Annotated in this window: 14 protein-coding genes; 9 read left to right on the top strand and 5 right to left on the bottom strand. The window is 42.4% G+C overall.

Features of this window, described 5'->3' with window-relative positions; translation table 11 throughout:
- Positions 1 to 67 precede the first annotated feature (67 nt).
- The 5 genes from rpe to WCM76_15755 form a co-directional block, all read right to left on the bottom strand.
- Entirely contained in the window at positions 68 to 718 is a 651-nt protein-coding gene (gene rpe, locus WCM76_15775) for a ribulose-phosphate 3-epimerase (GenBank protein ID MEI6767091.1), read from the bottom strand.
- Between the two features lie 42 nt (positions 719 to 760).
- Entirely contained in the window at positions 761 to 1624 is an 864-nt protein-coding gene (locus WCM76_15770; protein MEI6767090.1) for an RNA polymerase sigma factor RpoD/SigA, read from the bottom strand.
- A 191-nt stretch (positions 1625 to 1815) separates the two neighbouring features.
- Positions 1816 to 3948, bottom strand: a complete 2133-nt coding sequence (gene pnp / locus WCM76_15765; protein MEI6767089.1) for a polyribonucleotide nucleotidyltransferase — start codon at positions 3946 to 3948, stop codon at positions 1816 to 1818.
- Positions 3949 to 4043: 95 nt separating this feature from the next.
- Positions 4044 to 4313, bottom strand: a complete 270-nt coding sequence (gene rpsO / locus WCM76_15760; protein MEI6767088.1) for a 30S ribosomal protein S15 — start codon at positions 4311 to 4313, stop codon at positions 4044 to 4046.
- 94 nt (positions 4314 to 4407) lie between these two features.
- Complete coding sequence (locus WCM76_15755; protein ID MEI6767087.1) at positions 4408 to 5454, bottom strand: DUF4249 family protein; 1047 nt, start codon at positions 5452 to 5454, stop codon at positions 4408 to 4410.
- A gap of 181 nt (positions 5455 to 5635) precedes the next feature.
- Between WCM76_15755 and panB the strand changes: the two genes are divergently transcribed.
- From panB to WCM76_15710, 9 genes are all read left to right on the top strand, one after another.
- Positions 5636 to 6457 (top strand): 3-methyl-2-oxobutanoate hydroxymethyltransferase, encoded by an 822-nt coding sequence (panB, locus tag WCM76_15750; protein ID MEI6767086.1) that lies wholly within the window; start codon positions 5636 to 5638, stop codon positions 6455 to 6457.
- 39 nt (positions 6458 to 6496) lie between these two features.
- On the top strand, positions 6497 to 7201 hold the full coding sequence (locus tag WCM76_15745; GenBank protein MEI6767085.1) for an RNA pseudouridine synthase: 705 nt from the start codon (positions 6497 to 6499) through the stop codon (positions 7199 to 7201).
- An 80-nt stretch (positions 7202 to 7281) separates the two neighbouring features.
- On the top strand, positions 7282 to 8496 hold the full coding sequence (locus tag WCM76_15740; GenBank protein ID MEI6767084.1) for a GTPase: 1215 nt from the start codon (positions 7282 to 7284) through the stop codon (positions 8494 to 8496).
- Positions 8497 to 8777: 281 nt separating this feature from the next.
- Positions 8778 to 9773: an AAA family ATPase gene (locus WCM76_15735; GenBank protein MEI6767083.1), complete on the top strand. Its 996-nt coding sequence runs from the start codon at positions 8778 to 8780 to the stop codon at positions 9771 to 9773.
- Between the two features lie 48 nt (positions 9774 to 9821).
- Positions 9822 to 10697, top strand: a complete 876-nt coding sequence (locus WCM76_15730; protein MEI6767082.1) for a DUF58 domain-containing protein — start codon at positions 9822 to 9824, stop codon at positions 10695 to 10697.
- The gene (locus WCM76_15725) at positions 10697 to 11728 is read left to right on the top strand and encodes a hypothetical protein (protein ID MEI6767081.1); all 1032 of its coding nucleotides are present in this window, start codon (positions 10697 to 10699) and stop codon (positions 11726 to 11728) included. Before WCM76_15730 ends, WCM76_15725 begins: the two co-directional genes overlap by 1 nt.
- A 25-nt stretch (positions 11729 to 11753) precedes the next feature.
- Complete coding sequence (locus WCM76_15720) at positions 11754 to 12737, top strand: VWA domain-containing protein (protein ID MEI6767080.1); 984 nt, start codon at positions 11754 to 11756, stop codon at positions 12735 to 12737.
- Positions 12738 to 12810: 73 nt separating this feature from the next.
- Positions 12811 to 13857, top strand: coding sequence for a VWA domain-containing protein (locus WCM76_15715; protein ID MEI6767079.1), 1047 nt, complete (start codon positions 12811 to 12813; stop codon positions 13855 to 13857).
- A 29-nt stretch (positions 13858 to 13886) separates the two neighbouring features.
- Positions 13887 to 14618 (top strand): tetratricopeptide repeat protein, encoded by a 732-nt coding sequence (locus WCM76_15710; protein ID MEI6767078.1) that lies wholly within the window; start codon positions 13887 to 13889, stop codon positions 14616 to 14618.
- The last annotated feature ends 57 nt before the right edge of the window (positions 14619 to 14675 follow it).

Here is a 14675-nt window from a genome sequence, read left to right as displayed (position 1 = left end):
AAGCCGGGCTTATGCTTCGGCTTCTTTCAAACTTTTACCGGACAACAGTGATTTCCTTTTATGGAGTTCATCTCCCTGCCAACTCTTTTATTGCCTTCACAGGGTCTTTGGCTGAAAACACGGAGTTTCCTGCAACTAGGACATCGGCTCCGGCGGTGATTAGTTTTGGCGCATTCTCAATACAGACTCCTCCGTCGATTTCAATTTTTGCTTCTGATTGTGAATGAAGGATTAGATTTTTCAACTCACTTATTTTGGCGTATGTGTGTTCAATGAATTTTTGTCCGCCAAAACCCGGATTTACCGACATGAGCAGAACAAGGTCAACATCGGTAATGATATCATGCAGCATGCTTACGGGAGTATGTGGATTTAGCACAACGCCGGCCTTTACACCTGCTGCTTTTATTTGCTGAATGGCACGGTGAAGGTGACGGCAGGCCTCGTAGTGAATGCTTATTACATGAGCGCCTGCTTCGGCAAAACGATTGATATAATGTTCCGGTTCAACAATCATAAGATGCAGGTCGAGCGGCTTTTTGGAAAGTGCCGCAACTGCTTTGATAACGGGAAAACCGAATGAAATATTGGGTACAAACACTCCGTCCATGATATCAAGATGAAGCCAGCCGGCATCGCTCTGATTTATCATTGCAATGTCGGCACCAAGATTGGCAAAATTGGCAGAGAGGAGTGAGGGTGCTATCAGAACAGCCATATCAAGTTAGTTTTGCCCTCAAAAATACCTTAATCCGGCGGATTATCCGAGATAGGATTTCAGATTTTTGCAGCGCGAAGTATGTTTAAGCCTTCGAATGGCTTTTTCTTTTATCTGGCGTACGCGTTCTCTTGTAAGGTCGAACTGTTCCGCTATTTCTTCAAGTGTAAGTGGGTGCTTGCCGTTCAAACCGAAGTACAACCTGATAACATCGGCTTCGCGCGGAGTAAGCGTTGAAATGGCGCGCTCTATCTCTTTTCTCAGCGAGTCGAACAACAATCCGTCTTCAGGGGTTTGCCCGTCTTCACTGCGAAGCATATCATACATCGTGGTGTCCTCGCCACTGATCATGGGTGCGTCCATTGATACATGCCTTCCCGAATTCTTCATCGATTCTTTTACTTCTGCTTCTGATATATCAAGCAGTTCAGCAATTTCTTCCGGATTCGGCTCGCGCTGATTCGATTGTTCAAAAGCGGCAAACGCTTTATTGATGCGGTTTATCGCACCTATTTTATTTAAAGGGAGTCGTACAATACGCGATTGTTCGGCCAGAGCCTGTAATATCGACTGACGAATCCACCATACAGCATATGATATAAATTTGAAACCGCGTGTTTCGTCGAATCGCTGTGCAGCTTTTATCAGACCCAGATTGCCTTCGTTGATAAGGTCAGGAAGACTCAGTCCTTGATTCTGGTATTGTTTTGATACGGAAACAACAAATCTCAGATTGGCTTTCGTAAGCCGTTCAAGTGCTAAAATGTCGCCTTGTTTAATGCGTTGTGCAAGTATCACTTCTTCTTCTGCCGTTATCAGCTCAACTTTGCCGATTTCCTGCAAATACTTGTCAAGTGATGCTGTTTCCCTGTTGGTAACCTGCTTTGTAATTTTTAACTGCCTCATACGTTGTTCAGTTTGTTGATAAAATCGGGTTGTGTACGCAGAGCATGTATAAAAGGTTTCAGCAAGTTTGCTTATTATGCTGTTTGATAATTTAGGGGAGAAAATAAAAAAGCAACTCCCTTTTTCCTATGGATACAGGACAGGAGTTGCTTGTTAAAGGGTGCTTTCAGCAAAGAAAGTATTCTGAAAATTTATTCGTTTGCCGGTTTTTCAAGTAAGGCTTTGCGCGATAACTTCATCTTGCCGGTTTTCTTGTCAACTTCAATCAGTTTTACTTCAACAGTATCGCCAACATGAAGTACTTCTTCTACTTCTTTGATGCGTTTCCAGTCGATTTCCGAAATATGCAGCAGTCCGTCTTTTCCCGGAAGAATTTCAACGAAGGCGCCAAATGCCTGAATGTTTTTTACAACACCTTTGTAAATCTCACCAATCTCAGGCTGAGCAACAATCATTTTTATACGGCGTTTCACTTCTTCGATTGAATCGAGGTTGTTTGAAACGATATCAATGATGCCAAATTCGCCCATTTCCTGAATAACAATGGTTGATTTGGTGTCGTTCTGCATTTCCTGAATAATCTTGCCACCCGGGCCTATCACAGCACCGATGAATTCTTTAGGAATGGTCATCTTGACGATGCGTGGTACATGAGGTTTGTAGTCTTCGCGGGGAGCAGGCATCACTTCGGTAATTTTATCCATGATGTATAAACGACCGCGACGGGCCTGTTCCAGCGCTTCGGCAAGAATCTCATATTTGAGACCTTCAATCTTGATGTCCATCTGGCAGGCTGTAATACCATCGCGGGTACCACAAACTTTGAAGTCCATGTCGCCAAGATGATCTTCGTCACCAAGAATATCTGAAAGAACAACGTAGCGGCCACTATCATCGGTAATAAGTCCCATGGCTATACCTGAAACAGGTTTGGGTATTTTAACGCCTGCATCCATAAGCGCGAGTGTGCCGGCACATACAGTTGCCATTGATGATGAACCATTCGATTCAAGGATATCGGAAACAACGCGAACGGTGTAAGGATTAATTTCACCACCGGGCAGTACAAATTTCAATGCACGTAATGCCAGATTGCCGTGTCCTACTTCGCGTCGGCCAAGGCCTCTCATTTGTTTCACTTCGCCTGTAGAAAATGGAGGGAAGTTATAATGCAGCATGAAGTTTGTTTTTCCTTCTATGGTAGCTCCGTCAACAATTTGTTCGTTGAGTTTGGAACCAAGGGTAACTGTAGTCAGTGATTGTGTTTCGCCGCGTGTAAAAATTGCAGAACCATGAGCTGTGGGTAAATAATCCACCTCGCACCATATGGGTCTGATTTCGTCAAGTACGCGTCCGTCTAAACGTTTGCGGGTATCCAGCATGCAATTGCGTATGGCTTCTTTTTCAATTGCATGGAAATAGCGTTTGAACATGGGCATTTTTGCAGCTTTATCCTCTTCGGTCATTGTTGCAAGAAATTCTTCGGCAATGGCATCCAGTTCAGCTTTGCGCTGATGTTTGTTTGCAATGCCTTTTGATGCCATATCATAAACCTTCTGAAATGCAAAAGTTTTTATGGCAGCTTCCAGTTCGGCGTCGTTCTCTTCGTGGTTGTATTCGCGTTTAACTTTTGATTTCTCAACCATTTCCATAAGGTCGAGCTGTGCCTGGCACTCTATTTTAATAGCTTCGTGTGCAAATTTCATGGCTTCAACGAGGTCGTTTTCCGAAACTTCCTTCAATTCGCCTTCAACCATCATAATATCTTTCATGTTGGCTGCCACCATAATATCGATGTCTGCGCTCTGCAGTTCGGTAATTGTTGGGTTGATGGTAAGTTTTCCGGCAACCCTGCCAACGCGTACTTCCGAAATAGGACCGTGGAAGGGAATATCAGAAACCATCAAAGCTGAAGAAGCGGCAAGGCATGCAAGTGCATCGGGTAAAACGTCTGTTTCGCCCGATATCATGGTGATAAGAACCTGTGTTTCTGCATGATAATTATCTGGAAAGAGGGGGCGAAGTGCACGGTCAACAAGGCGTGAAATCAATATTTCGTATTCTGAGGGTCTTGCTTCGCGTTTAAAAAATCCGCCGGGGAAACGACCTGTTCCGGCGTATTTTTCCTGATAATCTACGGAAAGGGGCATGAAATCGGTATGGGGTGCGGCTTCTTTTTTTGAAACTACTGTGGCAAGCAACATGGTATTACCCATCCTTACGACAACTGCGCCGTCAGCTTGTTTTGCCAGCTTGCCTGTTTCAATCGTGATGGTCCTTCCATCATCCAATGTGAAGCTTTTTGAAATTCCTTGTACTGTCATAAAATTTACGTTTAATAAAATGGACTAAAAAGTGCGTTAAAAATACAAAAAAAGGCAATTGGTTAATTGCCTTTTCCTTTATTGAGAATATTATCTTATTTCCTGATATTCAGTTTTTTGATAATGCTGCGATAGCGTTCAATATCTTTTTCTTTCAGATAATCCAGTAACCGCCTTCTTTTACCTACAAGCTGAACCAGTGAACGGCGGGTTACGGTGTCTTTCTTTTTTTCTTTCAGGTGACCTGTAAGATGTTGAATGCGAAACGTAAACAGCGCTATTTGTCCTTCGGATGAGCCGGTGTCAAATTCTGATTTTCCGTATTCTTTAAAAAGATTCTTTTTTAATTCAGGTGTCAGATACATAATATAATAATATTAAAAATTCTATTAAAATGGTGTGCAAAGGTAAAATTTTTATTTTAATCTGTCACGAAATGTAAAAAAAAAATATCCTTTGTCAGGGTACAAATCCTAATTCTGAAGTGTATTGCCCGTTAATAACCTCTGTTGCAGTAAGCCCGGACATCGAAAAGCCACGGAGAACTTTAGTATGACGGCATGAAAAAATTCCGATGCCGTTACCGATGTTGGTATAAACGGGCCTTTCCTGAATGATGCTTGTGGAAGGACGATTTAAATCAATGTATGTGCTAAGTTCATCACCGCCAACGGATAACATGAAATCCACCTTGCCGATTTTGCGTTCAAGATTATTGTCGACTTTAATGGCACCCTGAAGAATTTTAAAAAAGGTTTCTCCGTTGTAACTGCTTAGCAGGGTTTCTTTGCCATCGAGCTTGGCCGATTTTTGCGAAGGTAAAATCCAGTCAACATATTTTGTAGAATCAACTGCAAGGGTCGTTTTATTGATTTCGGTATAATGAAAGCGGATTGTTGGTTCGTAAAGTCGCCCGTTCACCGCTCCATCCCATTTCGCTTCACCATCGATATATTTACCTGCAGGGGTAATAAAACTGATTTGGGGATTTATGGAATAATACAATGGGGAAAGAATGTTAAAATCTTTCACCAGCAATGTTTCTGCCGTTACTTCTTTGCCCGTTTCGGTATTGGTTATCGTGAGCTTGTAACGCCTGTCCTCATTCAAGGCTTTATGAAAAACATATACTTTTTGTGTGGGACTGTAAAATGCACCTGATTCTTTGTTATTAATAATGGTATCGTTCAAATAGGCAAACCAGGTGCGCGTGCCATTGTTATATTCTTCTATCTTGACCTGAATTTCAGAATTGTAATTACTGTTGGCCGGGTCGGTAGCCATTACCAGCGCATTTTGCTCTCCTAAAAACGCTTTGGTGATTTTGATGTAATGTGTTGTTTCTGCCTGATCCAGAAGACCATAAACCACCGTAATATCCTTTTGTTCGGCATTGATGTCAAAATCCGTTTTGCACGAATTGAGCACACCTATTAGTAATATAGTCAGCAACGTAAAAAAAACACGTTTCATCACACTAAGCTTCTTTAGCTTGAATAAACTCATTCCTTTTTGATTTATTGCAGCAAATGTATAGAATTATTAACAAATGGCAGGAGCCAAAGTCATCATTTTTGAAATAATCAGGAATTATTTTGCCCGTTCTGCAATACATTCCTAATTTTGCTGCGAAGAAATTAATACCTGTCAGGAAAAAACTACTCACCGTTTAATAAATCTCAACGCCATGTCAACAGAAGGTGCAAGCAGGATAAACAAAGTTACAACGCATGTTTTGCAGGAAATGAAACTGCGCGGAAAAAAAATCGCTATGCTTACGGCTTATGATTATTCCTTTGCCCGCATTCTGGACAGTGCCGACATTGACGTGATTTTAGTGGGCGATTCAGCCTCAAACGTAATGGCAGGTCATTCGTCCACATTGCCTATTACCCTCGACCAGATGATTTACCACGGCGAAAGCGTTATGCGTGCCGTTAAACGTGCACTGGTGGTTGTTGATATGCCATTTGGTACGTATCAGGGAAATTCAAAGAAGGCGCTTTCATCTGCCATTCGGATTATGAAAGAATCAGGCGCCGATGCCGTGAAACTTGAAGGCGGACGCGAAGTGCTGGATTCTATTGACCGGATACTCTCAGCCGGTATACCGGTTATGGGGCACCTCGGGCTTACCCCGCAAAGCATTCATAAATTCGGAACTTATGTTGTTCGTGCTACTGATGATAAAGAAGCTCAAAAACTTATTGAAGACGCGCATTTACTTGATAAAGCAGGCTGTTTTGCCATTGTACTTGAAAAGATTCCCGCGAAACTGGCAACTCAGGTAACCGGCGAGATTAATACACCCACTATTGGTATTGGAGCCGGAAGCGGTGTTGATGGACAGGTGCTGGTGCTGCACGATATGCTGGGTCTGAATACGGAATTCTCACCCCGTTTTTTACGTCGCTATCATAATTTGATTGAAGAGGTAAGGGGTGCAGTGAGCGCTTATATTCGAGACGTAAAAGCCGTAGATTTTCCAAACGATCGCGAACAATATTGATTTGAATTTTATACGCCTGTAACTGCCGCATAATTTCCAATGATGCAAAAACACCCATCTTTACCACCCGATGTAATTTTTGAGGATAATCATATTATTGCCGTAAACAAACGGCCATCTGAAATTGTGCAGGGCGACAAAACCGGTGATTTGCCGCTGAGTGAACTGCTGAAAATCTATATCGCAAAAAAATACAACAAGCCCGGCGAAGCATTCCTGGGAGTGGTTCATCGCATTGACCGCCCGGTTTCGGGTATTGTAATTTTTGCCCGCACCAGCAAAGCCCTGAGCCGTTTGAATGAGATGCTGCGCGACCATCTGATAAAAAAAACGTACTGGGCAATTGTAAAAGAAAAACCGCCCAAAGACAGCGATCGTCTGGTGCATTTTATTCTTCGGAAAGAAAAAGAAAACAAATCATACATAGCCCATGAGAACGCGAAAGATGCGTTGCGCAGCGAACTCAGCTATAAAGTTATTTCGTCGAGTGAACGATATTACTTATTGGAAGTGGAGCTGCATACCGGCCGCCACCACCAGATCAGAGCACAACTGGCTGCTATTGGCTGCCCCATAAAAGGCGATTTGAAATACGGCTATTCACGCTCAAACCCGGACGCATCTATCTGTTTGCATGCACGGCGCGTTTCCTTTATTCATCCTGTGAAGAAAGAAGAAGTGGTGCTTACAGCGCAGCCACCCGACGATAAACTTTGGAATTTCTTTGTAGCGAATACCCTATAAAAAGATTAATAAATTTTCAATAGGTGCATCATTTGCTTTTATCTTCTAAATGCGTTAGTTTTGTGACAAAATAGCGGGGAATGACAAAATCATCGAAACCGGGTCTGGGCGTTTTCGGACGAAGAAATAATGGTAAGAGTTCATTGATAAATGCCCTTGCAGAACGGGAGTTGTCTCCGGTATCCGAGATTTCGGGTACCACCGCAGAACCCGTAATGATACCCATGATTATTCCCGGCATTGGTCCCGTGATGATTTTTGATACACCCGGTATTGATGAAGTAGGTGACGCGGGTGAAAAGAAAATGATTAAGACACTGGATACGCTTAAATCCGTTGACCTTGCCATTCTCGTAATTTCCGACAATCTTTTTGCCGAACCTGAACGTAAACTTATTGAACGATTTCTCGAGTTCTCGGTACCTTTTGTTGTAGTGCACAATCGCAGCGACCTTGCTGAACTTACGCAGCAAATGAAAAACATGATTGAGAAGGCATTTCAAACAGAGGTTGTGGACTATAATTCCCTTTTTCCGGTAAATACAGTTTCTCTTGTAAAAGCAATTAAAAGAGCAATTCCCGAATCGGCCTATTTGCAAAAATCAATGGTGGCCGATATGATAAAACCGGGTGAACTGGTGCTTCTGATTACCGGTGCCGATGGTGAAGGTGCAGCCGGGCATCTGCAGACGATTCAGCTGCAGCTTCTGCACGACGCACTTGAAACAGATGCTTTGGTGGCTGTGGTAAAAGAACGTGAGGCCGAGCGGACAGGGCGCAAACTTATTCCCAGACCCAGATTGGTCGTGGTCGAAGATTATTTTTTACAACGTGCCCACAATATGTTTCCTTGGGATACAGTGCTTTCAAGTTTCAGCATTCTCAACAGTCGCCACAAAGGTAATTTTGAACATTTACTGAAAGGAACACCTGCACTTTCTGAACTTAAGGACGGAGATGCAATTTTATTTTTACGTGGATGCGGCCTGGGAATTTCGTGCAATGATGAAGTGCGCGCCGATCTTGCAGGTCGTATATGCCGGTTTTCAGGTAAAGCACTTGATTTCTCTGTAACGCCTACGCTTGTTGGTTTAAAAACTGACCTGAGCAAATTTGCAATGATTGTTCAATGTGACGGCTGTTCATTAACACGCGGTCAAATGGTGAATTATCTCAAACCTGCTGTCGATGCAGGAATTCCGGTCACGAGTTCCGGAATGGCCATGGCGTGGCTGTCGGGCGTTTTTGAACGCCTTATGAAGCCTCTTTTCCACAAAGAAAATACCCTCTTATAAGCTCCGGGATTTCCTGTGCTTGCCCAATGCGTTTTATTTAAGTTTAAAATGCTGTATTGAGCAACCAACTGAATATGTGTACATTTTTTTTATGGATAATCGCAATCGAAGTATGAAATTTTGGAGTCTAAAAACAAATGTTATAATAAACACAAATTTCAAACGTTTTGTGCTTAACAAATTTTAACAGCAGCCTTAACATTTTTTAACAATGAGTGCTTGACATATCATGAGCCTCTTAATATTTTTGCAGTCAATTTTTACAAAAAATAATAAACTCTATGCAAGAAGTAATTGATATCCGCGAATTGAACGACAGAATACAAAGGGAAAGCGCCTTTGTAGATATTATCACAGCGGAAATGGGTAAAGTCATTGTGGGACAAAAACACATGGTAGAGCGACTGCTCATCGGGCTGCTGTCCAATGGTCACATTTTGCTTGAAGGGGTGCCCGGACTTGCAAAAACACTGGCCATAAAAACACTCGCAGGCATTATAGATGCGAAGTTCAACAGGATACAGTTTACTCCTGATTTGCTGCCTGCCGACCTTGTCGGGACAATGATTTACAGCCAAAAAAATGAAGAATTCACGGTGCGCAAAGGACCCATCTTCGCTAACTTTATTCTCGCCGACGAAATAAACCGCTCTCCGGCAAAAGTGCAGAGCGCCCTGCTCGAGGCTATGCAGGAAAAACAAGTCACCATTGGTGATCGTACCTACCCGCTCGACGAGCCTTTTCTGGTACTTGCTACGCAAAATCCCATTGAACAGGAAGGAACCTATCCGCTGCCCGAAGCACAGGTTGACCGGTTTATGCTCAAAGTCATCATTTCATATCCTTCTAAGGAAGAAGAGAAATTGATTATGCGGCAGAATGTGACAGCAAAAAATACTGCAACCAATGTAGCCATAAAACCCGCTGATATCCTTAATGCCAGAAATATTGTCCGTGAAGTGTATGTGGATGAAAAGATAGAAAATTATATTACGGATATTGTGTTCGCATCGCGTTATCCTGAAAAATATAACCTTAAGAAATTTCAGGGATTGATTAATTACGGTGCATCTCCACGTGCAAGCATCTACATGGCTATGGCCGCCAAAGCATACGCATTCATAAAAAGAAAAGGATACGTTTATCCCGAAGATGTTCGTGCAGTGTGCCACGATGTTCTGCGCCACCGCATCGGTCTCACCTACGAAGCCGAAGCAGAGAACATCACTACTGAGGATATTATCAACGAAATTCTGAATACCGTTGAAGTACCTTAGGCGAGGCTGTGAATGGAATTCAGTAATTAATTCAACATTGGAAGAATTGTGGAAACGGCTGAACTGCTAAAGAAAGTACGTAAGATAGAGATTAAGTCGCGTGGACTCACCAACCAGATATTTTCGGGGCAGTACCATAGCGCTTTTAAAGGGCGCGGTATGGCTTTTAGCGAAGTACGCGAATACCAGTTCGGTGACGATATCCGCTCAATAGACTGGAATGTTACTGCTCGTTTCAATCACCCCTACATTAAAATATTTGAAGAAGAGCGCGAACTTACCGTGATGCTGCTTATTGATGTGAGTGGTAGCAATTCTTTCGGTACAAACGCGCAACTCAAACGTGACCTTGTTACCGAAATAGCAGCTGTACTTGCTTTTTCGGCTATTCAAAATAATGATAAGGTAGGTGTGATATTCTTCAGTGATAAAATTGAAAAGTTCATCCCGCCTAAAAAAGGGCGTTCACACATACTCAGAATTATCAGAGAATTACTGAGGTTTGAACCTGAAAGTCACGAAACATCGATTTCTGAAGGATTGAAATACCTTACGAATGCCATTAAAAAGCGATGTACTGCTTTTCTTGTTTCTGACTTTATGGACGATAAATTCAGCGATGCAATCAAAATTGCGGCACGCAAACATGATTTAATTGGCATCCGCATTAACGATCGCCGCGAAATGAAAATGCCTGACGTCGGGCTGATTCGCGTTCGCGACCTCGAATCAGGAAAGCAATACTGGGCAGATACATCTTCGCGCGATTTCCGCGAAAGCTATTATTATGCCTGGTCAAAACGAGAGCGTATGCTTAATGATGTGTTTATCAAATGCGGAATTGACGTGGCATCGGTGAGTACCGGAGAAGATTATATCAAAGCAATAACGAGGATTTTCAAAAAAAGAGGCGCACGTTTTTAATGAAAAAATACTGCACAAATAATATCCCGATGAGCGCTGCGTGGCTGAAGAAAATAGTGTTCGTATTCATTTTAATAGCTGCAAATGCGAACAGCTATGCACAGAACGTTAAGGCTTTCGCAAAACTGGATTCTTCGGCCGTACTTATCGGCGACCAGGTGCACCTGAAGGTGTCGGTTGAACTTCCTGCGTCCTATATTCTGCACTGGCCGGCATTGAGCGATACTCTTACAAAAAGTATTGAAGTGATTGCACGCTCAAAATTTGATACGGTGTACAGTGCAGACAGGACAAATTCTACGATAAGCCAAACGCTCACCCTGACCTGCTTCGATTCCGGCTATTTTGCCATTCCACCTGTCGCATTCATGTACCAGAAGCCGGGCGATACTACAAAACGTTTTGCACAAACGGGTCCGGTTATGATTATGGTGCGCAACTTAGCTGTTGACACAACTGCTGAATTTAAAGACATCAAGCCACCGCTTAAAGCGCCTCTCACGTTTCGCGAAATTTTACCATGGCTGTTACTGGCATTGGGAATAATGCTTCTGGCAGGTTTGGGAATATATGTTTATCTGCGACTTAAAAATAAAAAAGCGCTCATTGTGCTGCCGTCAAAACCAAAGATTCCGGCTCATATCACCGCACTTGCCGAACTGGAAAAGCTGCGCATAGCGCATCTGTGGCAATACGGAAAAACCAAAGAATACCACAGTCGGCTTTCCGATATTTTGCGGACCTACATCGAAGGACGCTTTGGTGTCATTGCAATGGAAATGATAACTATTGATATTCTCGAAACGCTTGCTTTAAGCGGAATTTCAACAGATGACCGCGACCTATTGCGAAAAGTATTACAGATGACCGATATGGTGAAGTTTGCGAAATTTGAGCCACTGCCCGATGAAAATGACCTTGCCATGAAAAATGCTGTTGCCTTTGTAACACGTACAAAACAGGAGGATAAAGCGAATGGAAATTCATCGGCGACCGATAAAAATAGTAATGAACCGGTAATAAACGAATAAAGCGATGTGTATTCCGTATTTTGAAATTTGTTTTGCCCGGCCGTTTTTCTTTATATTACTGGCGGTGATTCCTGTGCTCATCGCACATTATTGGTATTATAATAACAGTAATACCCCTGAAATTGGCGTGTCCGGTTCAGAGGGATTTTCCAATACAGCCAAAACATTTCGTCAGCGTATCAGGCACCTGCCGTTTATACTGCGGATGCTTACGGTAGCGCTTATTATAATTATTCTGGCGCGTCCGCAAACAAGTTTTGACCGGAATGATTTCAAAGTTGAGGGAATTGATATGCTGCTTGCTATGGATATTTCAGGCAGTATGCTTGCGGAAGATTTCAAACCCAATCGTCTCGATGCATCGAAGGAAGTGGCAATGAATTTTATTGACGGAAGACCCAATGACCGTATCGGTCTGGTGATTTTTAGTTCTGAAGCATTTATGCAATGCCCGCTTACCATCGATCATACAAGACTTAAATCGTTGTTCTCGTCTGTAAAGAGCGGTGTTATTGCTGATGGTACGGCCATCGGCGACGGGCTGGGGCTTTCGGTTTATCATATTCGCAAAAGCGAAGCCATCAGCAAGGTAGTGATATTGCTTACCGACGGTATCAACAATACGGGTTCCATGGATCCAATGACCGCCGCTGAAATTGCGAAGAAATTTGGTGTGCGTGTTTACACTATCGGAGTTGGAACAAAAGGTATGGCGCCATATCCGTTTCAGACTAATTTCGGAATTCAGTACCAGAACATCGAAGTGCAGATTGATGAAGACCTGCTTCGCAATATCGCGCAAACTACAGGCGGAGAGTACTTCAGGGCAACCGATAAACAAAAACTCGATGAGATTTATAAACAGATTGATAAACTTGAGAAATCAAAAATTGACGTAACAAAATTTACGAAAAAGAAAGAGGAATATCTTGTTTTTGCACTGCTTGCAGCGGGGTTCTTTCTGTTGGAAATACTATTAAAATTGACTGTTTTTAAGAAAATTCCCTGATTAATTTTCAAGTACTATTTGCGATTATTTTTTAATTTACGACTTACAACTTTTTTGACTTACAACTTATAAAATGTCCCAGTTTGAATTTCAACATATTTTTTTCCTGTTCGGATGGCTGCTGATACCGCTGTTCGTTCTGCTGTATTTTTTTGCGGTCAGATGGAAAACAAAAGCATTGAAACGCTTTGGCGATATAGAAGTGATTGCGGCTATGATAAAGGATCGCTCAAAGAACAGACCGGTGTTTAAGTTTATTCTGCTGATGCTGGCTTTTGTGTTTCTGGTAGCAGGTATTGCTAACTTACGTAGCGGTTCTAAAGTTGAAAAGGTAAAACATAAAGGGGTTGATATTGTGATAGCCCTCGATATTTCAAATAGTATGCGTGCCATGGATATCAAGCCAAATAGGCTTGAACGGGCGAAAATGGCCATCTCCAAACTGATAGAAAAATTTGATGGCGACCAGGTTGGAATCGTGGTGTTTGCGGGTAGAGCACAAACCTTAGTACCCGTAACGCCCGATTATGCTGCCGCAAAAATGATGCTGAGCAGTGCTGCGCCCGACCTCATACCCGCTCAGGGAACTGCCATTGGAGCCGCTATTGATCTTGCCTCCGTTTCTTTCAGTTCCGTGAGCAAAAACAAAAAGGCAATCATTATCATTACCGATGGAGAGAATCACGAAGATGATGCATTGACATCTGCCGAAAAAGCTGCAAAAATGGGTATCGTTATTCACACCATCGGTATGGGAAGTCCAGGCGGTGCGCCTATTCCGCTTGACCTTGAGGGAAATCAATTGCAGTTTCTTCGCGACAATGAAGGCAATACGGTCGTAACTAAACTCAACGAACCTATGCTGCAAAAGATTGCTGTAACAGGCAAAGGCACTTATGTGAGAGCCACGGGCAGTGAGGTGGGTTTGAATGTTATTTATGATGAGATAAACAAGATGCAGAAGAGTGAATATGAAGCCAATGTTTTTTCGGATTACGAAGACTTGTTCCCTTATTTCATGATGGTTGCACTGTTCTTCATCATTGCAGAATTGCTTATTTTTGAACGCCGGACAAAGCTTACGCGTAACATAAATTTATTTGACAGAAAATTAAAATAATGGATGGGATGGCTGAAATAATAAAACATATGAAATGCTTTATTGTTGCTTTTGTAGCGATGCTGTTGTTAGCATGCATGCCGTCGTTTGCACAGAAATCGCTGAAAATGGTTCGCGAAGGCAATAAAAATTACGATAAAGGAGATTATAAGGAAGCTGAGATTAACTATCGCAAAGCAATGGCCGAAAATGCCACAGATTACAAAGCACAGTTCAATCTGGGTGATGCCATGTATAAACAGAAAAACTATGATGAAGCGTCACGCATCTTTGAAAACATTGCGAAATCAGATGCCGGAAAAGATGTGATTTCAAAAGCATATCATAATCTCGGAAATACTCTGCTGCAGCAAAAAAAATACGAAGAGAGCATTGAAGCATACAAGAATTCACTGAGGGTGAATCCGGGCGATATGGATACAAAATATAATCTGGAATATGCTAAGAAAATGCTGAAGCAACAGCAACAACAACAACAGCAGCAAAGCCAGAATCAACAAAATAAAGATCAAAATAAGGACCAGAACAAAGATCAGAACGACAAGAACAAGGACCAGCAGAATAAAGACAAGCAGAATAAGGAGCAACAGAACAAGGATAAGGAAAAACAGCAGCAGCAACAGCAACAACAGGGGCAGATATCTAAAGAGGATGCAGAACGCATGCTGAATGCCCTGATGAATCAGGAAAAGAATACCCGTGATAAGCTTGAAAAAGAAAAGGAGAAAGGAACAAATTCAAATTTTGAAAAGAACTGGTAATTTTTTTCACTATTGTCCGATAAAAATACAGAATATTATTTTGCAAACCGCAACAAA

It is taken from the genome of Bacteroidota bacterium (genome assembly GCA_037133915.1).
GTDB lineage: Bacteria > Bacteroidota > Bacteroidia > Bacteroidales > CAIWKO01 > JBAXND01.
The sequence above is the reverse complement of the archived record's forward strand: the minus strand, read 5'-3'. Positions and strand labels throughout refer to the sequence as shown.